At 42.2% G+C, this 21759-nt stretch carries 19 protein-coding genes; 11 read left to right on the forward strand and 8 right to left on the reverse strand.

Annotation, left to right across the window (positions count from 1 at the left end; genetic code table 11):
- Positions 1 to 142 precede the first annotated feature (142 nt).
- Both OEG80_RS10610 and OEG80_RS10615 read left to right on the forward strand, forming a co-directional pair.
- Positions 143 to 1780 (forward strand): carbon-nitrogen hydrolase family protein, encoded by a 1638-nt coding sequence (locus OEG80_RS10610; RefSeq protein WP_201530774.1) that lies wholly within the window; start codon positions 143 to 145, stop codon positions 1778 to 1780.
- A gap of 297 nt (positions 1781 to 2077) precedes the next feature.
- A complete protein-coding gene (locus OEG80_RS10615) occupies positions 2078 to 2629 on the forward strand; it encodes a protein disulfide oxidoreductase (protein WP_263240749.1) in 552 nt (183 codons plus the stop codon).
- Between the two features lie 97 nt (positions 2630 to 2726).
- On the opposite strand, the gene OEG80_RS10620 is transcribed toward OEG80_RS10615, so the two are convergent.
- Positions 2727 to 4085: an NCS1 family transporter gene (locus OEG80_RS10620; protein ID WP_011512773.1), complete on the reverse strand. Its 1359-nt coding sequence runs from the start codon at positions 4083 to 4085 to the stop codon at positions 2727 to 2729.
- A gap of 64 nt (positions 4086 to 4149) precedes the next feature.
- Positions 4150 to 4848: an aspartate/glutamate racemase family protein gene (locus OEG80_RS10625; protein ID WP_263240751.1), complete on the reverse strand. Its 699-nt coding sequence runs from the start codon at positions 4846 to 4848 to the stop codon at positions 4150 to 4152.
- A gap of 153 nt (positions 4849 to 5001) precedes the next feature.
- Here OEG80_RS10625 and OEG80_RS10630 point away from each other — a divergent pair, with 153 nt between their 5' ends.
- From OEG80_RS10630 to lspA, 3 genes are all read left to right on the forward strand, one after another.
- Positions 5002 to 5718 (forward strand): GntR family transcriptional regulator, encoded by a 717-nt coding sequence (locus tag OEG80_RS10630; RefSeq protein WP_149493177.1) that lies wholly within the window; start codon positions 5002 to 5004, stop codon positions 5716 to 5718.
- 656 nt (positions 5719 to 6374) lie between these two features.
- The gene (gene ileS, locus OEG80_RS10635; protein WP_263240754.1) at positions 6375 to 9218 is read left to right on the forward strand and encodes an isoleucine--tRNA ligase; all 2844 of its coding nucleotides are present in this window, start codon (positions 6375 to 6377) and stop codon (positions 9216 to 9218) included.
- Positions 9211 to 9849, forward strand: a complete 639-nt coding sequence (gene lspA, locus OEG80_RS10640) for a signal peptidase II (protein ID WP_263240756.1) — start codon at positions 9211 to 9213, stop codon at positions 9847 to 9849. The genes ileS and lspA overlap by 8 nt, the downstream gene beginning before the upstream one ends.
- Before the next feature lie 157 nt (positions 9850 to 10006).
- Here lspA and OEG80_RS10645 read toward each other — a convergent pair whose 3' ends face one another.
- Both OEG80_RS10645 and OEG80_RS10650 read right to left on the reverse strand, forming a co-directional pair.
- On the reverse strand, positions 10007 to 10675 hold the full coding sequence (locus OEG80_RS10645; protein ID WP_263240758.1) for a S24 family peptidase: 669 nt from the start codon (positions 10673 to 10675) through the stop codon (positions 10007 to 10009).
- A gap of 96 nt (positions 10676 to 10771) precedes the next feature.
- Positions 10772 to 11431 (reverse strand): DUF1294 domain-containing protein, encoded by a 660-nt coding sequence (locus tag OEG80_RS10650; protein ID WP_263240759.1) that lies wholly within the window; start codon positions 11429 to 11431, stop codon positions 10772 to 10774.
- A gap of 157 nt (positions 11432 to 11588) precedes the next feature.
- Between OEG80_RS10650 and OEG80_RS10655 the strand changes: the two genes are divergently transcribed.
- Together OEG80_RS10655 and OEG80_RS10660 are read left to right on the forward strand one after the other, a co-directional pair.
- The gene (locus OEG80_RS10655) at positions 11589 to 12086 is read left to right on the forward strand and encodes an FKBP-type peptidyl-prolyl cis-trans isomerase (protein ID WP_263240761.1); all 498 of its coding nucleotides are present in this window, start codon (positions 11589 to 11591) and stop codon (positions 12084 to 12086) included.
- A 41-nt stretch (positions 12087 to 12127) separates the two neighbouring features.
- Positions 12128 to 13168: an aldo/keto reductase gene (locus tag OEG80_RS10660; protein ID WP_263240763.1), complete on the forward strand. Its 1041-nt coding sequence runs from the start codon at positions 12128 to 12130 to the stop codon at positions 13166 to 13168.
- Positions 13169 to 13323: 155 nt separating this feature from the next.
- Here OEG80_RS10660 and OEG80_RS10665 read toward each other — a convergent pair whose 3' ends face one another.
- Entirely contained in the window at positions 13324 to 14124 is an 801-nt protein-coding gene (locus OEG80_RS10665) for a lysophospholipid acyltransferase family protein (RefSeq protein WP_263240765.1), read from the reverse strand.
- Between the two features lie 413 nt (positions 14125 to 14537).
- Here OEG80_RS10665 and hflX point away from each other — a divergent pair, with 413 nt between their 5' ends.
- From hflX to OEG80_RS10685, 4 genes are all read left to right on the forward strand, one after another.
- Positions 14538 to 16007, forward strand: coding sequence for a ribosome rescue GTPase HflX (gene hflX / locus OEG80_RS10670; RefSeq protein WP_263240767.1), 1470 nt, complete (start codon positions 14538 to 14540; stop codon positions 16005 to 16007).
- 283 nt (positions 16008 to 16290) lie between these two features.
- Positions 16291 to 16719 carry a CidA/LrgA family protein gene (locus tag OEG80_RS10675; RefSeq protein WP_181209574.1) on the forward strand — a complete coding sequence of 143 codons (429 nt, stop codon included), beginning with the start codon at positions 16291 to 16293 and terminating at the stop codon, positions 16717 to 16719.
- Between the two features lie 31 nt (positions 16720 to 16750).
- Positions 16751 to 17440: an LrgB family protein gene (locus OEG80_RS10680; RefSeq protein ID WP_149493171.1), complete on the forward strand. Its 690-nt coding sequence runs from the start codon at positions 16751 to 16753 to the stop codon at positions 17438 to 17440.
- Positions 17441 to 18032: 592 nt separating this feature from the next.
- A complete protein-coding gene (locus tag OEG80_RS10685; RefSeq protein WP_263240771.1) occupies positions 18033 to 18854 on the forward strand; it encodes a lytic transglycosylase domain-containing protein in 822 nt (273 codons plus the stop codon).
- Positions 18855 to 18989: 135 nt separating this feature from the next.
- On the opposite strand, the gene tsf is transcribed toward OEG80_RS10685, so the two are convergent.
- From tsf to OEG80_RS10700, 3 genes are all read right to left on the reverse strand, one after another.
- Positions 18990 to 19874, reverse strand: coding sequence for a translation elongation factor Ts (gene tsf / locus OEG80_RS10690; protein ID WP_011512758.1), 885 nt, complete (start codon positions 19872 to 19874; stop codon positions 18990 to 18992).
- A 256-nt stretch (positions 19875 to 20130) separates the two neighbouring features.
- Positions 20131 to 20925: a 30S ribosomal protein S2 gene (rpsB, locus tag OEG80_RS10695; RefSeq protein ID WP_011279657.1), complete on the reverse strand. Its 795-nt coding sequence runs from the start codon at positions 20923 to 20925 to the stop codon at positions 20131 to 20133.
- A gap of 346 nt (positions 20926 to 21271) precedes the next feature.
- Positions 21272 to 21721, reverse strand: coding sequence for a chemotaxis protein CheX (locus OEG80_RS10700; RefSeq protein WP_020442731.1), 450 nt, complete (start codon positions 21719 to 21721; stop codon positions 21272 to 21274).
- Positions 21722 to 21759 lie beyond the last annotated feature (38 nt).

Raw genomic sequence — 21759 nt, forward strand, 5'->3', positions numbered from 1 at the left:
CGAAACCTTGTCCTTAAGTTGAGAATTAAGTTTGCCGTTATTTATCCCACTTATATAAAAATTAATCGCAAGATGTGTCGTACCTTCATTTATCAATATCACTTATCAACACCCGCATACAGAAAAAACAGACAGGAATTTTATGAGTAAGATAGAAAAACCAGAAGACTTTCATTTAACGATTGCTGAGATTAAGAAAAAAGACTACCCGCAACTTAAAGCGTTAATGGATCGAGTCTATGTCAATTTAGGCGGCGCATGGTCAAAGAATACAATTCATACTTTGATTGACGCTTTCCCAGAAGGGCAGATTGCTTTATTTGATCACGACGAGCTTATTGGTATCGTATTATCTATGCGCGTTGATTATGCAAAATTCTCTAATCCACATACCTATGATGACTTGATTGGTCATAAAGAGATTATCAGAGACAACCCTGAAGGTGATGCTATCTATGGTTTAGACGCTCTCATTGACCCTGAATACCGTGGTTATCGTTTGGGTCGCAGGCTGTATGATGCCCGTAAAGAGCTTTGTCGTCAGTTGAACTTCCGAGCAATTTTAGCTGGTGGTCGTATTCCAAACTACCATAACCATCAAGATTTAACGCCCGGTGACTATATCGATGCGGTTGCCTCACGTGAAATTCATGATTCTGCGCTTTCTTTCCAGTTATCGAATGGTTTTATCGTCAAGCGTATTTTGACCGCTTATTTGCCAGATGACAAACAGTCTAAAGGTTTTGCAACCTTGCTTGAGTGGGCAAATATTTATTATGAGCCAAAAGACTACAAGCCAAATACTCGCAAATCTGAAGTGCGTATTGGCGGTATTCAATGGCAGATGCGTGAAGTTGAATCGCCAGAGGAACTACTGCAACAGGTCGAATTCTTTGTTGATATTATGGCTGATTACAACTCTGACTTTGCCTGCTTACCGGAATTTTTTAACGCGCCATTGATGGGATTGTGTGAATCGACCGATCAAAACGTTGCGATTCGATTTTTGGCAGGCTATACCGAATGGTTTAAAAATGAGATATCGCATTTGGCTGTCAGCTATAACGTCAACGTTATTACTGGCTCTATGCCCTACTTGGATGAAGAAGATACCTTATTCAATGTCAGCTATCTGTGTCGCCGCGACGGTACGGTAGAAGAGCAACGCAAAATCCATATTACTCCGCATGAGCGTAGTGCGTGGGTGATTGAAGGCGGTGATGAAGTTAAGGTGTTTGATACCGATGCCGGTCGTATCGGTATTTTAGTCTGTTATGACGTTGAATTCCCTGAACTTGCCCGTCTAATGGCACTTGATGACATGGATATTTTGTTTGTGCCATTTTGGACCGATACCCAAAACGGCTATCTACGCGTACGCCACTGCGCCCAAGCGCGAGCCATTGAAAACGAATGCTATGTGATGATTTGCGGCTCAGTTGGTAACTTACCACAAGTTGAAAGTCTCGATATTCAATATGCGCAGTCATCTATCTTCTCGCCATCAGATTTTGCTTTCCCGCATGACGCGATTATGGCAGAAACGACGGCGAATACCGAGATGGTATTCTTTTCAGATGTGAATTTAGACAAGCTTATTCATGTCCGTAATGAAGGTTCGGTACACAATCTACTTGATCGCCGTGACGATTTGTATAGCTTGAAATGGAAGAGAAAATCTAAAATATCAGCGAGTAAATTGAGCGATGATGAGCTTCGAGAAAACTCTGGTAGCGTGCTTTTAGGCGATCCATTACAAAACCGTGCGCAAAAGCCTTAAGTAAGGACTATCTAACCGTTAATTAATAGCATACTTAATTAATGAGACTCTTAATATTTTAATCATACGGCTGACTATTCAGCCGTATATTTTTATCTATTCAAAACTATAGTCAATTCCAAATAAAACAGATACGTTATGTTCCAACATGTTCCAACGCAGTACTGGTATGAATTTTTCTGGCGTGCTGCGCCTACGCCGACAGAGGCTGCGTAAAATTCATCCCAGTCCTACTGTATCGCTTTAATACTGAACTCACTATACTTATAAAAGCCACCGAGCAAAAAAGCAGCCACTATGACGACTGATAGCGACAAGACGATTGAGAGACCTAAAAAGACACCCAAGCAAAAAGCACTTTCACTTATTAAAACTGTGCTGCTCTACGGCTTGGTATTTGCCATTATTTATACTGCTGTTAACTGGTGGCGACAGCCGGTCATGCCAGCCGATCCACAGTTGCAATTGATGGATTATCAAGGGCAGAGTATTGATTTGGCAGCAATGGGTGCGGATAAACCCACGCTGGTCTATTTTTGGGGTACGTGGTGTCCGATATGTAGCGTGACCTCACCGAATATTAATGCGTTGGCTACAGAAAATACCTATCCAGTCGTTACAGTCGCTATCAAGTCCGGCTCTGACCAAGAGTTACACAACTACCTTAAGCAAAACAATTATAGTTTTAATACTGTAAACGATAAAGAAGGCGCTATCTTTGATGATTGGCAAGGGCAAGTCACGCCCTCTTATGTCATATTAAAAAATGGCGAGATGAGCCAAGGGCTTACAGGTATTCAACCATTATGGTCATTAAAACTAAGACTGTGGCTGTCGTCAGTTTTTTAGGGCTGAAATTAACTGTAGTCTTAGTCTAGCACCTCACGCAAAAACCCTATAGCAGAGCTCACTGCTATAAGGTTTTTTGTCTAAAAATTTGAACAAATTAGGACATAAAACGCTGTGCAGCCGGCATCTTTAACATCAAGATCCAATAGATAGCGCCTGCTGGAATTAAGCTTGCATACCAAGAGATACTTGAAAATAATAGAGCGACTACAATCCCCACTACCATAGCGATAACAGCTGCCATGTTGACGCCCTTATAGGGACCATTTTCATCATATAGCTTGTCAAGATCTAGCTTTTGCTTACGCAAGAAATAATAGTCAACGACTAAGATGGCAAATATAGGACCCAAAAACGCTGAGTAAGTTTGAATAAATAAGTTTAACCCTGCAGCAGATTCATCTTTTACTAGCTCCCAAGGGAATGTCCCAAAGGCAAGCAACCCAACAATAACTGCAGCGGTTTTATACTTAATTTTGAAGATATCCATTAATGCATAGGCAGGCGGTACGACGTTGTTTAAGATATTGGTAGTGACCTGCGCAAAAGCAATGAAAAGCATCGTAATGATTAATAAAGGCTTGTTATCAACGGCGCTAGAAAAAACCTTGATAGGATCAACTTCACCAGTCGCACTGGTCACCATCACACCAATTAGACCCATAAACAATGTTGCAGGTAGGATAGAGTTGGCATAGATGGCTACTTGACGAAAAAGACCAACATCTTCTTTTAGTTCACGCGAATAGTCGGAGACGTTAAGCATCATCGTACTGTAAACGCCTAAAAACAGCATGGTTGCGCCCCAAAATGGCGCTCCCCAAGTCCCTTCTGTATTAATAAGATTGGTTGAAATCACATCACCATATTTATTAATCACACTAATAAACATGTAAATCAGTGAACCAATAATAAAAATTGAGCCAATGTTTTCAAGCCATTTGATACCATGAAAACCCAAAACGGACAGACCAATTTGTAAAAACTGAAAACCAACAAAGAAAACGACTATATTGCTGTAGCCAAACAAAGCATCAGACACCAAATTTAATGCACCAGCACCAATCCAGCTCTGAAAGCCAAACCAGACAATCGCAGGTACAGAGCGCACCAGTGCTGGTATGCGACTACCAGTGAAACCAAAAGATGAACGACTTTGCACCATAAACGGGATGCCATATTTATGACCTGCGCGACCGTTAATCATGAGCGCTGCACCAATAACCGTACAACCAATGGCGATTGCTAGCACTACTTGTAATAAGTTAAGGGTACCAACCAAACCTGACCCAACGGTGAAGGTACCAATAGAGACACACCCACCTAACCAAGTAAATAAATAAGACCAAGAGCCCATAATTCGTGTGGTTTGCGGCGCTAGGCTCTCTTCACCAACCCCTTTATGCTCTATTGTTTTTACACCTGCCGTAGCAACGGCTCCTTGAATATTGTCCATCACCTTCCCCTTCCTTGAGAATGTTGAATATTTATTGGTTAATAGCTGTTTCGTCCATTTCTATTTAATGTTGGATAGGTGCTGCATAGGCGCCAATTTTACTGGTTTTTAGACCACAGCCAACCAGTGCCTCAATCATACGAGTAGCCACAGTCACACCATCAATCACAGGCACACCCGTTTCCGCAGTCAGCCATTCTGTTAGGTCTGCCATCCCAGCACAGCCCAAAACCACCGCTTCACAGTTGTCTTCACGCACTGCACGTAAAATTTCATCACGAACTTTTTCACGGGCACCAGAGCCAGCTTCCTCAAGAGCAAGCACGGGTATGGCAGCAGAGCGTACTTTTCTACAGCGATGAGATAAACCATAACCATGAATCAAATCTTCAATCACGGGTACAGAACGTGGCAAGGTGGTGACCACACTAAAAGAGGTTGAAATCATACTAGCGGCTTTGACCGCCGCTTCACAAATTCCAATAACTGGACCTGAAAACACTTCGCGGCAAGCACCAATACCTGGATCATCAAAGCAGGCAACGACCACACCATCAATTCCTTCTTGTTCCGCTTGTTGTAAGCGTTTAATCAAATCAGGGACAGAGAGCGCTTCATCATGATGCCCTTGAATAGATGCAGGCGAATCCGTTCCAGAAGCGCCAATAATGGTCGTACCTGCACTGGCTTTTTGACGCGCGCTTTCAACGATTTTATCGGTCATAGAAGTGGTCGAGTTTGGGTTCATCACTAGAATTTTCATAGAGCCTCGCTATTCATAGGTTATCGTCATTATTCACAGATCAGCAGCATGTCACATTTGTTAACAATCATTGTTAACCATTATTGTTAACAAAACAATCTATTTTTTTAATATTTGTTGTAGCGATAACAGTCGCACACTATAATTGCGTCTATGAAAATAGAGAAAACCAAACAAACAGTTCCTGTGCTCGATGAAATACCCGAGCAAACTATTATTAACTCCATCACCGCTGCGGTGTCAGAGCAACGCTTGCCCGCTGGAACAAAGCTTGGCGAGCAGATGCTGAGTGACTTGTTTAACTGCAACAGAGCCAATGTGAGGCGAGCACTCTCTACCCTTGCAACGATGCATGTGGTGCAATTACAGCCCAACCGAGGCGCTTTTGTTTCAACTCCGTCACCGAAAGAAGCAGGTGATGTGTTTGAAGCACGGCGCACGATTGAGCGTACGCTTGCCCGTAAAGTAATCAAAAATGCCAGGCTGCAAGACATTGCTGACATGCGTGCTACGATAGCTGCCGAAGCTGACGCGCGGGCGCAAGGTGATAAGCCTGCGGAACTACGCCTATCGCGCACTTTCCATATGCAGTTGGCAATGATTTCAGGCAATACAGTTTTAGAGCGGTTTTTGAGTGAACTTACCTTACGTACCACGCTAATCATTGGGCTATATAATAAAGTTGGCTCATCTAACTGCGCTGAAGACGAACATCTTGGCATGGTAAATGCCATTGAAAACAGGGATGAAGAAGGTCTGTTATTGCTGATTAATCAACACTTGAATCACTTAGAATCTAGCCTGGATTTTAAATGCGCAGCAAAACCTTTCTTTAGCTTAGCCGAGCAGCTGACTATCGTGCCTGCTTGAGTATTGGTAATAGAAATGCACTTGTAGCACCCTTTAAAGCCGTTTACATTAAAAAACCTGCCAATCATTTGACTGGCAGGTTTTTTATTTAAAATAATCAGCGGCGATAAAAACTAGCCAACTAAAGCATCCATTTTTCTATACTGATAATCTAGCGCTTATGCTACGGCTTTATACGTCATATGACCTTGCGTGGTATTCACACCTTAATAAACCCATATTAGTAAGTGTATGTTTCATTTCTTGAAATCGAATTGAATCGGATATGATATGTGATGCAGATTGAAATCAATGAATAAGAAAAGTTAAATCAACAACGACTATCAACTACTGAAAGTAGGGATTATCTGACGATAGTGATATGATGCTGTCTTGCACATAAAGACAGCATGGACATTGATTGCTCAATTTATTATCACCTTTATTATCCTAGCAGATATAAAATAACAACTAATCGCTTGTTAAATGAATTTTGTGACGGTTTTGACGGACATAGAAACGATACTCGGCAGCTCTTCTTACCCCACTCTTTTTGTCATATAATAGCGAGTGTTATCTACTTTCAATCAAATTATTACTTTAGCTTTTGTAGCCAGCTTTACACGCACTTTTTAATTCAATTTACATTTTCATCACCATTCTAAAAGACGCCTTCTATGACTGATAAAAGTACTGATATGCCAAGCCAAGACTATAAAGATACTCTAAACCTTGCCGACACGCCGTTTGCGATGCGTGCAAACCTTGCCAAACGTGAGCCAGATTGGCTAGCAGCTTGGGAAGCAGATGATGTTTACGGTAAAATTCGTGCGGCACGTGCTGGGGCAACCAAATACATTTTGCATGATGGTCCTCCATACGCCAACGGTCAGATTCACTTGGGTCATGCAGTCAATAAAGTACTCAAAGACATTATCGTAAAATCAAAAACGCTATCTGGTTTTGATGCGCCTTATGTGCCCGGTTGGGACTGTCATGGTCTGCCTATCGAGCAAAAAGTCGAAGCCAAACATGGCAAAGTCGGTCAAAAGGTTTCTGCAACCGAATTCCGTGGTCTATGTCGTGAATATGCCAGTACACAGATCGAATTACAAAAGGCGGATTTTAAGCGTCTGGGTGTGTTTGGTGATTGGGACAATCCTTATCTAACCATGAACTTCCATCAAGAAGCCAATATCGTGCGCGCCCTTGCCAAAATTTATGACAATGGTCACGTAACTCGCGGTATGAAGCCGGTCAATTGGTGCTTGGATTGTAGTTCAGCATTGGCTGAAGCCGAAGTTGAATATCAAGATAAAGTCTCAGACGCCATTTATGTCAGCTTTGATATTGTAGACAGTGACAAAGTTGCGGCATTGGCTGAAATAGACGGCAATATCTCTGCCGTTATCTGGACGACGACGCCTTGGACATTGCCTGCTAACCAAGCTATTGCAGTCCATCCTGAGCATGATTATAGTGTGGTCGCTACGGAAAACGGCAACTTACTACTGGCGACTGATTTGGTTGAGTCGGCGCTAAGTGAATTTAAACTCGAGAATAAAGGTGTCTTAGCTACCGTATCAGGTCGCGAGCTTGAAGGTCTACATGCTCAGCATCCGCTTATCGATGTGCGTCAAGTGCCATTAATCTTGGGCGATCACGTAACGACTGACAGTGGTACTGGCTTGGTCCATACTGCACCGGGTCATGGTCTTGACGATTATATCGTTGGTCTAAAATATAATTTGCCTGTTGAAAACCCAGTGAGTGGTACGGGTGTTTATTTAGAAAGCGCGGTGGTATTTGCTGGTGAGCACATATATAAAGCCAATCCACAAATCATCGCTGCCCTACACGAAAACGGTCATCTGGTTAGCCATACCAAAATTGAGCACAGCTATCCGCACTGCTGGCGTCATAAATCGCCAATCATTTTCCGTGCCACGCCGCAGTGGTTTATCAGCATGGAAACACAAGGTTTGCGTGAGCGCGCACTTGCTGATATTCCAGCGGTTCAATGGACACCAGCGTGGGGTCAAAACCGCATTGAATCTATGATGACAGGTCGCCCAGATTGGTGTATTTCTCGCCAGCGTACGTGGGGCGTACCGATTACTTTCTTTACCCATAAAGAAACCGGCGAGCTGCATCCAAATACGCTTGAACTGATGGAAACGGCAGCACAAAAAATCAATGAAGGTGGCGTAGAAGCATGGTTTGATGCCAGCTGTGAGGATTTTTTAGGCGCGGAAGCTGCTGATTATGATAAAGCGACTGATACCTTAGACGTTTGGTTTGACTCTGGCACGACACATTTTGCCGTACTTGATCAACGCGACGAGTTAACCAATCCTGCTGATATGTACTTAGAAGGCTCTGACCAACATCGTGGCTGGTTCCAGACGTCATTGCTGACCTCAGAAGCCATGTACGAGCGCCCACCGTTTAAGCAAGTATTGACCCATGGTTTTGTAGTTGATGAAAACGGTCGTAAGATGAGTAAATCACTAGGCAATATCATCACGCCGCAAGAAGAGATCAATAAAACGGGCGCAGATATGCTGCGTTTGTGGATTGCATCGAGCGACTATCGTTATGAGATGAGCGCGGGTAAAACTGTCTTTAAGGGTGCAATCGATATGTATCGCCGCATTCGTAATACCCTACGCTTCTTGCTTGCCAATACCGATGATTTTGATCCTGCTACCAATAGTGTTGATATTAATGAGCTGGTTAGCCTTGATAAATTTATCATTGAGCGTGCACAAACAGTACAAGCACAAATCATTAGTGCTTATGATGCGATGGACTTTCACCAAGTCACGCAACATATCACCGCCTTCTGCTCGCAAGACTTGGGTAGCTTCTATTTAGATATTATCAAAGACCGTCAATACACCACCCAGACTGACGGTCAGCCACGCCGCTCTGCGCAAACAGCTATTTATCATATTGCTCATGCACTTATTCGCTGGATTACGCCGATTTTATCATTCACGGCCCAAGAAGCATGGGAAGTATTACATGGTGCTGATAGCTATGTGTTTACTGAGGAATGGTATACCTTCCCAGAGTTTGAGCTGAGCGCCATCAGCAACGATGACTGGCAACGTATCATGCTCGCAAAAGATATGGTTAATAAACATATCGAAACGGCACGTGGCGAAAAAATCATCAATGCCAACTTATCCGCTGACGTCAATCTATATGCTGATGGCGCTATGCATGAAAGCCTAGCTAAGCTTGGTGAAGAGCTGCGTTTTGTACTCATTACCAGTAGCGCAACTTTAAAACCTTTGAGTTCTGCCCCTGCTAATGTAGCAAGCACAGATGAACAAGCGGACAGTAATAGTTCAGCGGCAGATTTAGTCGTCGAAGTAAATGCTGCAACCGGTACCAAGTGCGTGCGCTGCTGGCATATCCGTGACGACATTGGTACAGATAGCACACATTCAGAATTATGTGCTCGCTGTGCAACTAACGTCAGCGGTGACGGCGAGGTGCGCCACTATGCCTAATTTAACGCCTAATCCCACGAACTTACCGGATGATAAACAGCCGTCTATCGAAGTCGACAACTCACCTAAACCGGCTCATGCAACTACGGGTAGCTCATCGACGCCTAAAAGTCGCTCGAATAAGACGCCAAAGATGATTGCTAATGGTCGCCTTGCACTTAACTGGTATCTGTTGTCACTGGTCGTGGTTATTTTTGATCAGTGGACGAAATGGTTGGCTGAAACCAATCTGACCTTTCTTGAACCTGTACCTGTGATTGAGCCGTTTCTAAACTGGACGCTTGCTTACAACTACGGCGCGGCTTTTAGCTTTTTGGCAGATGCTGGCGGTTGGCAAAAGTGGTTTTTTGCAGGGCTCGCACTATTGATGTCGCTATTTTTAATAGGCTATCTGCTTAAAGCGCCTCGTCAAGCTAAGCTGTTATCACTCGGTTTAGCATTGGTATTAGGCGGTGCCGTTGGTAACTTAATCGATCGCTTATTACATGGTCATGTCATCGATTTTATCCATGTGCATTATGCTGATGTTTGGCATTATCCTATCTTTAATATTGCTGATATTGGTATCTGTATCGGTGTGGCAATGATTGTGATTGATATGCTGTTTCTAGAAAAGAAACGTGAAGTTTAACGCGTCTTTATAATATTAAAAGTACAATCTATTAACAATAAAAAGCCCTACTATATCGATTATAGCGGGGCTTTTTATTGTTTAAAAACGCAATAGAGTCGCACAAACTACTGCCTTTATTGAGCATTTCAAACCTGTATTATTATTTCACTATACCCTATCCAGCCCTATATATTAGCCTACCCACTATCACAAGGCTATCTGTATCCTCTACGTTCACCAGCTTATCCGGATAATCTGAATGTAAGCTATGCAATCGAAGTACATTGCCCGCTTCTATAAATACCTGCTTAAACATCATATGTTTACCATTTAAAATCACAGCATATATACTTCCATCTTTTATGCAGTTGTCATTTATCGCTATTCCCACTTTATCTTTAATATTGATATAAGGTTGCATACTACTATCTGTCGCATAAATTAATCTAAAAGACTGGGGGTCTATACCTTTCTCCTTAAAAAACTGAGGATGAAAGTAACATTCTTCTTCGATTTCTTCATGACAGAAATAGGTTTTATATATCGGTACTTTTATTAAATTGTCGGATGTCTCTTCACCAAAACCTAGACCATTATTTGCCTTTTTAGCGACATCATGTTCATGATCCAACCAGTTGATATGTTTATTAAAAAATACTTCAATTTTATTTGCTGTCTCATCGCCAATGGCTTTAATAGGATTCTTGCCGATATAGTGACCTAATAACGCATAGTTAATGTTTGTACCTTGAGATAACATCATTCTTGTTATTTTATAATTTTGCATCAGTGTTCTGACGTTTTCACGTCTAACCATCTCTATACTGGTAAATTTTTCAGTCACTTATCTCTCCGAGGCTTTCAGTCAAAACAGCTATAAACAAATCTGTCTCAAAAAATAAATTTTAATGGATGATTTGATAGAACTAAAGTCACTCCATTAAATAAGATTCTTCTGTAAAAAATCCAAACCGCCATCCGCCAATATAAATAGTAACCCTGCCATGTTAATGATGACAGTCAAATAATACGCAATACGGAATTCAGGCTTTTGTGACTTATGACGCAAGTAGGTTTGTGCGACCATTGCCCCGACCCAGCCACCAAGCGCACTTAAAACATGTAATGTCATTTCAGGTGTTCGCCAGTCGTTATTTTGAGCCGCCGCTTTGTCTTTAGCATACATGGTATAGGTTATCATGCCCAATACAGCATACCACCCAACAATTAGCCAGCTAAGCTTATTCATGACCGCCAGTAATATCAGTACACCATAAAATCCAACACCAAGAAACAAGCGTTTCTTCTGCCCCGCTTCAAACTCTGCTTGGGCGTTACGTTTGTGATTACGCTGGCGAATTTGCTTATTTTTTTGCGCCATCTTTTGTTGTACAAAGCTCAGCTCTTGCACCTCTTTTGCTTGCAAGCGTCTTTGATTATCATAGCCAACCGTAAAAACAACCTCTTCGCCGATAACAGGACGACGCTGCGCTTTAAACGCGCTGACATGAAAAAATACCGACTCGCCCGCTTCGGTTTCAATAAAACCAAAGCCTTTATCGTCTTGCCATTTTGTGACTCGACCTTGTTTGTTTGCCATCAGTTTTGCCATAAATGCTGCGCTCACTTTTAGATTCGCCAAATATATTACACTATTTACGTTACACTATTGGCGCTTACAACCTTTTCTAGATGACTTATCATTTCTTATATTGATGTCCACCTAACTTCCTACTCCAGTAATAGGTAAATTTTCCATGACCGACTCGCAATTTATCACACCAAATGAAGATGTACGTATCACCTTTGGCAGCCTAGTTAAGCTGCATTTTGAAGTATCACTCGAGAATGGCACCGTAATTGATTCAACCTTTAGCCGTGATACACCCGTTACTTTAACTATAGGTGATGAGAGCTTGTTACCTGGCTTTGAGCAAGTGCTGATGAATCTGCGTGCAGGCGATACGCGTTCCGCTCATCTTGAGCCAGAGCAAGCATTTGGTGAATGGAATCCTGACAACATCCAACGCTTTAGCCCTACTCAGTTTGCGCTTATCGCTGACAATCCTGAAATTGGTATGCTAGTAGAATTTGAAGACAAAGGCAAAAACACTTTACCCGGTACGATTAGCGCCATCACTGATGACGAAGTAGAAGTAGACTTTAACCATCCGCTTGCTGGACAATCTGTACAGTTTAAAATTACAATCTTTCAAGTGACGCCACCGGGTGTCACAGGTATCAAGCTCATATAATATAAAAATTGCTTTAGAATAAAATAAAAAAGGAAGAACATATGCAATATCAAACACTGCCACAGCTCAATGAAAAAGTTTCCAAAATCTGCTTGGGAACGATGACGTGGGGACAGCAAAATAGCGAAAGCGATGCACATGAGCAGATGGACTTAGCACTCAGTGAAGGCGTAAATTTTTGGGATACTGCTGAGATGTATCCCTCACCGCCGGATAAAGATAAGCAAGGCGATACTGAGCGCTTTATGGGCACATGGTTCCAAAAGACCAAACAACGCGATAAAGTCGTTCTTGCCAGTAAAATATCGCCAATGGATTTTTTACGTGATGGGCAAACGCGTTTTAATGCCGCGCATATCAGCAGTGCTATTGATGGCAATCTTGAGCGTTTGCAGACCGATTATATTGATATCTACCAACTACACTGGCCTGAACGTCAAACGAACTATTTCAGTCAGCTCGGTTATACCGAAGCGATGGCAGCACAGCCGCTCGATGATTTGACGCCTTTTTTAGAAACCATCCAAGCGTTAAATGACGAGATTAAAAAAGGCCGTATCCGTGCTTATGGATTATCAAACGATACTGCTTGGGGATTGATGCGCTACTTATGGGAAGCAGATAAAAATGGTTTGATCGCACCTATTACGGTGCAAAACCCTTATAGTTTACTTAACCGCTTATATGAAGTGGCGATGGCAGAGATTGCGCATCGTGAAAATGTGGGTTTACTGGCTTATTCACCGCTTGGTTTTGGTGTGCTGTCTGGTAAGTACCTTGATGGTAAACGTCCTACTGGCGCGCGCCTGACTATGTATGATCGCTTTGCCCGTTATACCAACGAAGAAGCGCTATCAGCCACCGCTCAATATGCCAAAATCGCAGCAGATGCTGGTTTAGATATGGCGCAGATGGCATTAGCCTTTGTTAACTCACGCTCGTTTGTAACCAGCAATATCATTGGTGCTACCACTATCGAACAGCTGAAATCTAATATTGATAGCATTAACTTAACCTTAGACTCAGATGTACTAGACGCTATCGAAGCGGTACATACTCAACATCCTAATCCGTCACCATAATTTTGCGTGGTCATAGATTGATATTGTTCAGCTTTCAACAATCTGAAGTTCAGGTATTTGCATAGCAAAGAAAAAGGCGCAAGTCGTTAGTATTAACTACTAAGATTTGCGCCTTTTTTATACACGTTTAACTAACCAATTTGAAGCGTATAGAATTAAACTTTCACTATTTTGGTCAATACACGTGAATGTAATTCAGCTAAGCCTTCTTGCATACGTGCTTGCAATAAATCTGTCAGCTGACTTTTGCTCAAACCTTTAGGATCGATCGCTTCTAGTGGTAAGACGTAAGCGGTGACATCTTTACTATCTAAAACCTTTTTCAAACTGTCTTTCATCGTCAGCTTGCCGTAATAAGGCAATTCTTCACTTAAGGTACCGTCTTTATTGACATACGCAATCACCAGCGGGCGCACAGGTACATCAGCATCTATCGCCGCTTGTAGCAAGGTGCCATGAATACGTTTGATTTTTTTGCCATCTGTGGTAGTCGCTTCAGGGAAAAAGATAACCGAGAAGCCTTTGGTTAAAAAGTTAGCAATCTGCGACGCAACTGAGCCGACATCACCGGAACCACGCTCGATAAATACGGTGCCCGCCGCGTGTGCCAGCTTACCAAAGATAGGCCACTCACCTATTTCGGCTTTGGATAAGAAAAAAGCAGGGCTCACTGTACCGACCACAGGGATATCCATCCATGATACATGGTTAGAAACCCATAGCCCGTGATGTTGCTCTACGCGCTCAACGGCGATAACCTTGACGCCAAAAGAGCCTGCCATTTTGCGACAAAAAGCTTGAATGTAGCGCGGCAGTGTTTCGCGTGGTGGCTGTTTAAATGCCCCGATACGTTGGGCGGCGCGTAGCCCACCAGCAATTGTGGTGGTCATACCAGCAATCTGTTTGCCGCGCCCCAATTGCTGTTTGATTGAAAAGCCTGTCTTGGGTTGGCTCATCTGTGTCCCTCGTAATTAAAACTTATGATTATATATGGTAAACAAACCCAATGAGTATAACAAAGTTTATGCAGTCAGTGACGACTTGTTCACTGAGTTATGAATAGGTTTTGTGAGTAATTTGCTGCTAATTTCTCTAACTGATTCATTTTAGAAAAAATATTACGCTGCCAAGATAAAATCCTACTTAATGAACGCTGTAACATAAAATCATCGCTAATTGTGTGAATACGCTTTAATATCAACTAATAAGACCACATATAAATGGTTATCTGAACGCAACTATGATGATTATTCTATTTCGATAAGCTTGGTAATTTATTCAATGTATTGAATAAAACCCAAATATTTAGAACTGATATTTAGAATAGGCAGCGTTGCGATTTATTTACTTTATGGATAGGTGATACTCTTTGGAATATTTTGAAAGACATACCGGTGGCGAGCGCGCCATCATTGTACATTTAGACATCCGCCAAATTCAAGATCCTGATGATTTAGGTGAATTTGAATTATTGGCAGACTCAGCAGGCGCAGACCGCTTGGCACTGGTCACAGGCTCACGTGCACGCCCTGACGCCAGATATTTTGTTGGTAGCGGCAAAGCAGAAGAGATAGCAGAACTGGTGCGCGAGCATGATGCGGACATCGTGCTTTTTAACCACAGCTTATCGCCTTCACAAGAGCGTAACATTGAAGCCTTGGTACAATGCCGCGTACTTGATCGCACGGGTCTGATTTTGGACATTTTCGCGCAGCGTGCACGTACTTACGAAGGTAAGCTACAAGTAGAGCTGGCACAGCTTAACCATTTGTCGACACGTTTGGTGCGTGGTTGGACGCATTTGGAACGTCAAAAAGGGGGTATTGGTCTACGTGGACCCGGTGAAACCCAGCTTGAGACGGATCGTCGCTTGCTACAAGTGCGAGTCATGCAGCTCAAAAGTAGAATCGAGAAAGTCAGACAGACGCGTGCGCAAGGTCGAGCTCGCCGTCAAAAATCAGATGTGCCGACTATTTCGCTTGTGGGTTATACCAATGCTGGTAAGTCTACCTTGTTTAATCGCTTGGTCGATGAAAACATTTATGCAGCCGACAAACTGTTTGCGACACTCGATCCGACGTTACGCCGCTTAGATTGGCAAGGTGTAGGACGTGTGGTACTGGTCGACACAGTAGGTTTTGTCCGTCATCTTCCACATGAATTGGTTGAATCTTTCCATGCGACCTTAGAAGAGACACTTGAAGCAGACCTGTTGCTCCATGTCATCGATTCTTCGAGCGAAGATATGCATGAGCAAATTCAGGCGGTGAAAGACGTACTGGCTGAAATTGATAATGATGTGCCTGTGCTTAATGTCTACAACAAGATCGATTTGACCGATGAGCCTGCACGTATCGGTTATGCTAGCGAAGGTCAACCCAACCGCGTCTATGTTTCTTCCAGAGAAAACTTAGGCATGGAAGAGTTGTCATTAGCCGTGCAGCAGTTACTGACTGGCACACTGACCACCTTTGATTTGACGCTACCTTATAGCGCAGGGCAGTTAAAAAATGCTTTGTATGAGCTCGGCGTTATTCAAGAAGAAAGCTATGATGACAGTGGTCATGAGTGCTTAACGATTCGCTTGCCAAGCGATAGACTGAGACAGTTACTTGGTCAATCCAACTTAGAGCCTCTAGATGTATTGCCATTAGCGCAAGCAACATTGCTGATGCCGATACTTGAAGAGTTTGAGCAGCCTGATGATGTAGAAGAACAAACGATGACGGACGCTGAAGAAAAAGCGTTTGCTGAATTTGAGGCATTAAATGCTGAAGCTGAGAGAGTAGCGGAAGACTCGATGATAGAAGATACTCAAACATCTGATTTGCAAAAATAAGTCATTTACTTAAAATACTTTGAATAAAATTAAAAAGGACGCTATTTATTAATAGTGTCCTTTTTAATGCTGAATCAACATAGCGCACAAGAGAAACTCGTATTAGCAACAGCTATATATCGATGTATCGATTTTATTACTTACAGACTATATGGTCACTATTGACCGATACGCTTTATTAGTTGCGACACTCTATATATAATCTTTTATATACTGCACTCGTGATTCTCCTCTCACTCATCTTTTTACTCTTTTATCTATCCCTGACGTGGTCCACTTGCTTATGAAGTCTACCCATTCTTCAAAAATGCCCTTATGGATGGCATTACTACTGACGCTCGCCATTGTTGTTACTGTACGTGAGTCGGCAGTATTTGTCTGTCAGTTGGCGGGTATTGAAAAAGCGGCCAATATCGTCGGCTTACTGACCATGTTTTTTATTCTGATGATTTGGCGATTTATCAAAGGTATTCCAGGCTGGCTTACCCAAGCGAGTAATACTTTACTTGTCGATAGTGGCTTTGCTTTTTTGCCAGTTTCAGCCGGTGCAGGCTTGCTGTTATTTGCTTTAGGAGATGAGCTATGGGGCTTTATGCTTACCATACTGATTAGTACGCTGATACCGATTTGGGGATTTGCCGTGTTATCCAATCGTTGGCTGAACCGTAATAATGATATGAACGGCAACACTACTATTAATGAGCAAAAATGACAGCCTTGAGCGGTATGAATAAAGGAATCTTATGAGTTTTGATAATGTGTTTGTGGCAACCTTTGCGGCGATATTACTGACTTTAGCAGCCCATGTAATTGCTCGCATATTGGCACGCAAACTTTCATGGTTACCGATGGTCATTACCGCACTAGTATTGGTCGTTATATTTCTATTCATTTTCCAATGGGATTACAATAATTATTACGCCGTTGCCAAGCCCGTTTTTGACCATCTATTAGGTTATGTTACTGTCTTATTGGCAATACCTTTGGCTGCCATGAATTTCAAAGGTTTACCTATCAAGAAACTTGTCTTGATTGTGGCGATGGCGAGTTTGATTGGCGCATTATTACCGATGTCATTAGCCTATCTATTTTCACTCAGTCACGATACGATATTAGCATTTGCCAGTCGTTCAGTGACCACGCCGATTGGTCTGAGCATCGCAGATTTAATCAAAGCACCTCTGGCGATGGCAAACCTGATTATTATCGTTTCAGGTCTCATTGGCGGGACATTAGCGCGTTTCTTATTTATTGGCATTGAAGATGACCGTGCTAAAGGCTTAGCGCTTGGCTTAGTTGCTCATGCGTTCGGCACCGTAGAAGCATGGCAAATCAGTCATACAGCGGGCAGATATGCCGCGTTTGGCTTGGCAGTGAATGGTTTGGTCACTGCTGTCTGGGTACCTATATTTGTCACGGCACTTTCTGCTTAATAGTCCTTTAATATAGCACTGCTATTCTATAGTCAATTCCAAATAAAACAGATACGTTATATCCCAACGCAGTACTGGTATAAATTTTTCTGGCGTGCTGTGCCTACGCCGACAGAGGCTGCGTAAAATTCATCCCAGTCCTACTGTATCGCTTTAATACTGAATTCACTATAGTACAGCTGCGAATATTTAGATTCATCGTGTATTTCAATGCTTTTTGGCAAATATTAGTGATAATAGCCCTCCTCTATTTTGCCTTTACTGTAAATGGTCTGTGGCTACTTCTGACCTCGTACTTAATAAGGTACACTGCAATACCATATTGATTTTATTAAAAATTTTTACAATTTAAATGTTTGTTTGGCCAGCTTGTCAGGGCAATCAGATGTAGTAAAAAGTTATTATATGTTATAGTAAGCAACTATTATTTTTTGTATCTATTGCAATTGGTTTTGTTAACCGTGGTTCTGCGTTGTAGTGCTTAAGCTTAGTGACTATGAAATATTGCAGACAGGATAACCGCTTTATTGCGCAAACCAATGCGTCCATAAGCAAGGCAATTTGCTACTACTCGATAAAAAGTGATAACTCTATGATAAATGTTGCACCTTTCATAACCCGCTGCTTGTCTCCCGTTTTACTCACCGCCGTTGCCCTATCTAGCCTACCTATCGCTGCTCAAGCAGGCAATATGTATATCTATAAAGACAAAGGCGGACAAGTACTTCTCACCAACGTCAATCCCAGTGGTAATTTTGATAAATTTACTAAAAAAGTAAAAGTCACTTATTATAAAGATTCTAGTCTGTATGATGGTGGTAGCAGCAGTAATAGCAATGACTATGGAAGCAGCTCTGCAAGCAGCAGCGGTACTCGTAACTCTTATGATAGCTATATTTTGGCTTCAGCTCAGCGCCACGGTGTCGATCCAGGGCTTATGAAAGCCATGATGCATACTGAGTCTGCCTTTAATCCCAATGCTCGTTCACCAGTCGGTGCGCAGGGTTTAATGCAGCTAATGCCAGCTACAGCAAGTCGATTTAAAGTGAGCAATCCTTGGAATCCTGCTGATAATATTGAAGGTTCTGCCAAATATATCGCTTGGCTGATGCGCCGCTTTAACAACAACGTCGAGTTTGCGGTCGCGGGTTATAATGCAGGTGAAGGTAACGTCGATAAATATAATGGCATTCCACCGTTCAAAGAAACGCGTAACTATGTTAAAAGTGTGATGAGCCGCTATCATAGCCTGTATAAAAACGATTCAGGGCTATCTGGTAATACGATGAATGCTAATAATAGCAATACTGCCAATACCAGTAATGGCGGTGGCATGCAAAACGTTAGTTATGGCACGAGTAGCAACAGTAATAGCGCAAGCTATGCCAACTCTGCTTATTTGGCATTGCGTTAATCCAAAATAAAAATCACAGACATAAAAAAACCCGTTAAATAAATAACGGGCTTTTTTATGCTCGATTGCTTCTTATATCAAACAATCTATAAGTACTGAGCAAAAACAAACTCAGTACTTACTGCATTTTAAAACTTACTTGTTAGCTAGTGCTTGAGTAGCAGCAACTTCAGCAGCGAAGTCTTCTTGCTTTTTCTCAATGCCTTCACCGACTTCTAGACGTTTGAAACCAAGTACTTTTACGCCTTCAGCTTTTAGTACGTCACCAACTTTTTTCTCATTGTCCATAACGTATGGCTGACGTAATAAAGTAACTTCTTCTAGGTACTTACGTAGACCACCTTCGATCATTTTTTCAACGATGTTGTCAGGCTTGCCAGACTCACGTGCTTTTGCTTCAATGATGTCTTTTTCGCGCGCTAATAGATCAGCAGCGACGTCTTCATCAGCAACAGCAACTGGGTTAAACGCAGCGATGTGCATAGCAAGATTTTTACCAGTTTCTGCACTGCCGCCTTCATAAGATACCACTACGCCTATACGTAGACCATGGCGGTATGCAGCAATGTTAGCGCCTTCAAGTACTTCAACACGGCGGATTTGGATATTCTCACCGATTTTTTGTACTAGAGATACACGTGCTTCTTCAACTGTTTGACCATTGCCATATGGCAATTCAGCGATAGCAGCTACGTCAGTCACATTGTTTTCTAATGCAAGGTTCGCGACTGTTTCTGCAAAGGCTGCGAAGTTTTCATCTTTTGCAACGAAGTCAGTTTGGCAGTTAACTTCTAACAAGAATGCTTTGCTGTCGCCTTGAGCGATAATGATAGCGCCGTCAGCTGCGATGTTACCCGCTTTTTTAGCCGCTTTTGCTTGACCAGATTTACGTAGGTTATCAATGGCAGTTTCGACATCACCGTTTGATTCTTCTAACGCTTTTTTACATTCCATCATGCCAAGACCAGTACGGTCACGCAATTCTTTTACCATTTTGGCAGATACTTTTACTTCTGACATAAGAGTTACCTTTTATTATGTAGGTGAGCATTATTATATATGGGAGTGCACAATATCTAAACGCACTTGAATTCTGTATAGTGGCTTAACAACGCCACTTTAACAAATCCGCTTTAACAATAAGGCATGACGAGTAATACTACATCATGCCTATTGTTTGTCTTTATGCTGTCTATACTATAAGTCATGTTATATGACTACCAATAGACAAACTATCAAGGCAGCCTTACAACATCAAACCATATCACTCAGCGATTTATTCTGCTGGAGTAGCAGCTTCTTCAGTTTGAGCATCAGCCGCTTCTTCAGTAGCAGGTGCTTCTTGCTCAGCTTTACCACCAGCTTGAGTTTGTGCGTATTCTTTACCAGCGATGATTGCATCAGCCATAGAAGTTACGTACAAAGTCACAGCACGGATAGCATCATCGTTTGCTGGGATGATGTAATCAACGTTATCAGGGTTAGAGTTAGTATCAACGATACCGATAACTGGGATACCTAGGTTCTTAGCTTCTTTGATAGCGATTGCTTCATGATCTACGTCTACGACGAAGATTGCGTCAGGTAGACCGCCCATGTCTTTAATACCGCCTAGTGAACGCTCAAGTTTTTCCATATCGCGAGTACGCTCTAACGCTTCACGCTTAGTAAGCTTAGCGAAAGTACCGTCTTCAGCTTGTTTTTCTAGCTCTTTTAGACGATTGATTGACTGGCGTAGTGTTTTCCAGTTAGTCAACATACCACCTAACCAGCGATGGTCAACGTATGGCATGCCAGCACGTGCTGCTTGCTCAGCGATAACGCCGCTAGCTGCGCGCTTAGTACCAACAAATAATACTTTGTTTTTCTTAGCAGCTAAGCCGTTAACGTAAGTCAATGCTTCGTTAAACGCTTTTACAGTGTGCTCAAGGTTAATGATATGAATCTTGTTACGGGCACCAAAAATATATGGACCCATTTTTGGATTCCAAAAACGTGTTTGGTGACCAAAGTGAGCGCCGGCTTGTAATAGGTCGCGCATTTCGATTTTGGTTGGATTCTTTGTAGCCATGTTAAATGTCCTGTTGGTTGGGTTATGCCTCCACATCACAAAAACTGCCTATCTAGCGACACGCATCTGCTATGAGTTAGATAAAATAAAGCACCTAGCCGTGAAGCAAATTAATCAAGTCGCCAAACACCCAGCAATTTTTTGCCATGATGTGTGTGTCATTGGTTGATTAAAAAAACTGAGCTACGATTTGAACGTACAGAATACTATATGATAAAAAATAGCTGGGCTGTATTTTATCATATAACGCTTAGCGACTGCTAGCGCTATTATAAGGTTTAAGTGGATGATAATGAATAAAAAAACGACGGTGAGACGTCGTTTTTTTATTCAATTTAGAATAAGATTAAGCGATACTGATACCGATAACTGCTTTATAGCCTCGCCACGTAAATGGCGTGACATAGCTTTGGCGGTCTTTTGGCAGATAAGGGATACTGGGTATCCCTTCAATAATCTTAGGAGGTGAGATAATAAAATCGGCACCAAACTCGGTACGAGCGTTGCCAGAGATGGTATTTGCCATCTCACCCAACAAGTCTTTCATCATCGTCATGGAAGAGTCAGGCTCGCCCATCACTTTGATAACTTCACGCAACATATTGCTTGGAGCACTGACATAGACACAGCCTTCAAGCGGTCCAGATATTTTAATCATGCCACTATAATCATAACCAACAGCATTTTTATTACTGTTTAGGTAAGGCGTATCAATGACCACTGCCTCAGCATCAATCTGCGCAAAAAATGCACTGATTGAACTTAAAAAGACGCCTAATTTTTCTACATTAACCATAATTGTTCATCGTCCATAGTTATCATCACGGGGTTGTG

Source organism: Psychrobacter sp. SC65A.3 (assembly GCF_025642195.1).
Lineage (GTDB): Bacteria > Pseudomonadota > Gammaproteobacteria > Pseudomonadales > Moraxellaceae > Psychrobacter > Psychrobacter cryohalolentis.

What these genes read in the sequence shown, in the direction of transcription:
- OEG80_RS10620 (WP_011512773.1), bottom strand. Translation starts at nt 4,085, where the DNA reads ATGGACAATATTCAAGGAGCCGTTGCTACGGCAGGTGTAAAAACAATA.
- OEG80_RS10610 (WP_201530774.1), top strand. Translation starts at nt 143, where the DNA reads ATGAGTAAGATAGAAAAACCAGAAGACTTTCATTTAACGATTGCTGAG.
- OEG80_RS10615 (WP_263240749.1), top strand. Translation starts at nt 2,078, where the DNA reads ATGACGACTGATAGCGACAAGACGATTGAGAGACCTAAAAAGACACCC.
- OEG80_RS10700 (WP_020442731.1), bottom strand. Translation starts at nt 21,721, where the DNA reads ATGGTTAATGTAGAAAAATTAGGCGTCTTTTTAAGTTCAATCAGTGCA.
- OEG80_RS10680 (WP_149493171.1), top strand. Translation starts at nt 16,751, where the DNA reads ATGAGTTTTGATAATGTGTTTGTGGCAACCTTTGCGGCGATATTACTG.
- OEG80_RS10665 (WP_263240765.1), bottom strand. Translation starts at nt 14,124, where the DNA reads ATGAGCCAACCCAAGACAGGCTTTTCAATCAAACAGCAATTGGGGCGC.
- OEG80_RS10625 (WP_263240751.1), bottom strand. Translation starts at nt 4,848, where the DNA reads ATGAAAATTCTAGTGATGAACCCAAACTCGACCACTTCTATGACCGAT.
- OEG80_RS10650 (WP_263240759.1), bottom strand. Translation starts at nt 11,431, where the DNA reads ATGGCAAACAAACAAGGTCGAGTCACAAAATGGCAAGACGATAAAGGC.
- lspA (WP_263240756.1), top strand. Translation starts at nt 9,211, where the DNA reads ATGCCTAATTTAACGCCTAATCCCACGAACTTACCGGATGATAAACAG.
- tsf (WP_011512758.1), bottom strand. Translation starts at nt 19,874, where the DNA reads ATGTCAGAAGTAAAAGTATCTGCCAAAATGGTAAAAGAATTGCGTGAC.
- rpsB (WP_011279657.1), bottom strand. Translation starts at nt 20,925, where the DNA reads ATGGCTACAAAGAATCCAACCAAAATCGAAATGCGCGACCTATTACAA.
- OEG80_RS10660 (WP_263240763.1), top strand. Translation starts at nt 12,128, where the DNA reads ATGCAATATCAAACACTGCCACAGCTCAATGAAAAAGTTTCCAAAATC.
- OEG80_RS10685 (WP_263240771.1), top strand. Translation starts at nt 18,033, where the DNA reads ATGATAAATGTTGCACCTTTCATAACCCGCTGCTTGTCTCCCGTTTTA.
- OEG80_RS10630 (WP_149493177.1), top strand. Translation starts at nt 5,002, where the DNA reads ATGAAAATAGAGAAAACCAAACAAACAGTTCCTGTGCTCGATGAAATA.
- OEG80_RS10675 (WP_181209574.1), top strand. Translation starts at nt 16,291, where the DNA reads ATGAAGTCTACCCATTCTTCAAAAATGCCCTTATGGATGGCATTACTA.
- OEG80_RS10655 (WP_263240761.1), top strand. Translation starts at nt 11,589, where the DNA reads ATGACCGACTCGCAATTTATCACACCAAATGAAGATGTACGTATCACC.
- ileS (WP_263240754.1), top strand. Translation starts at nt 6,375, where the DNA reads ATGACTGATAAAAGTACTGATATGCCAAGCCAAGACTATAAAGATACT.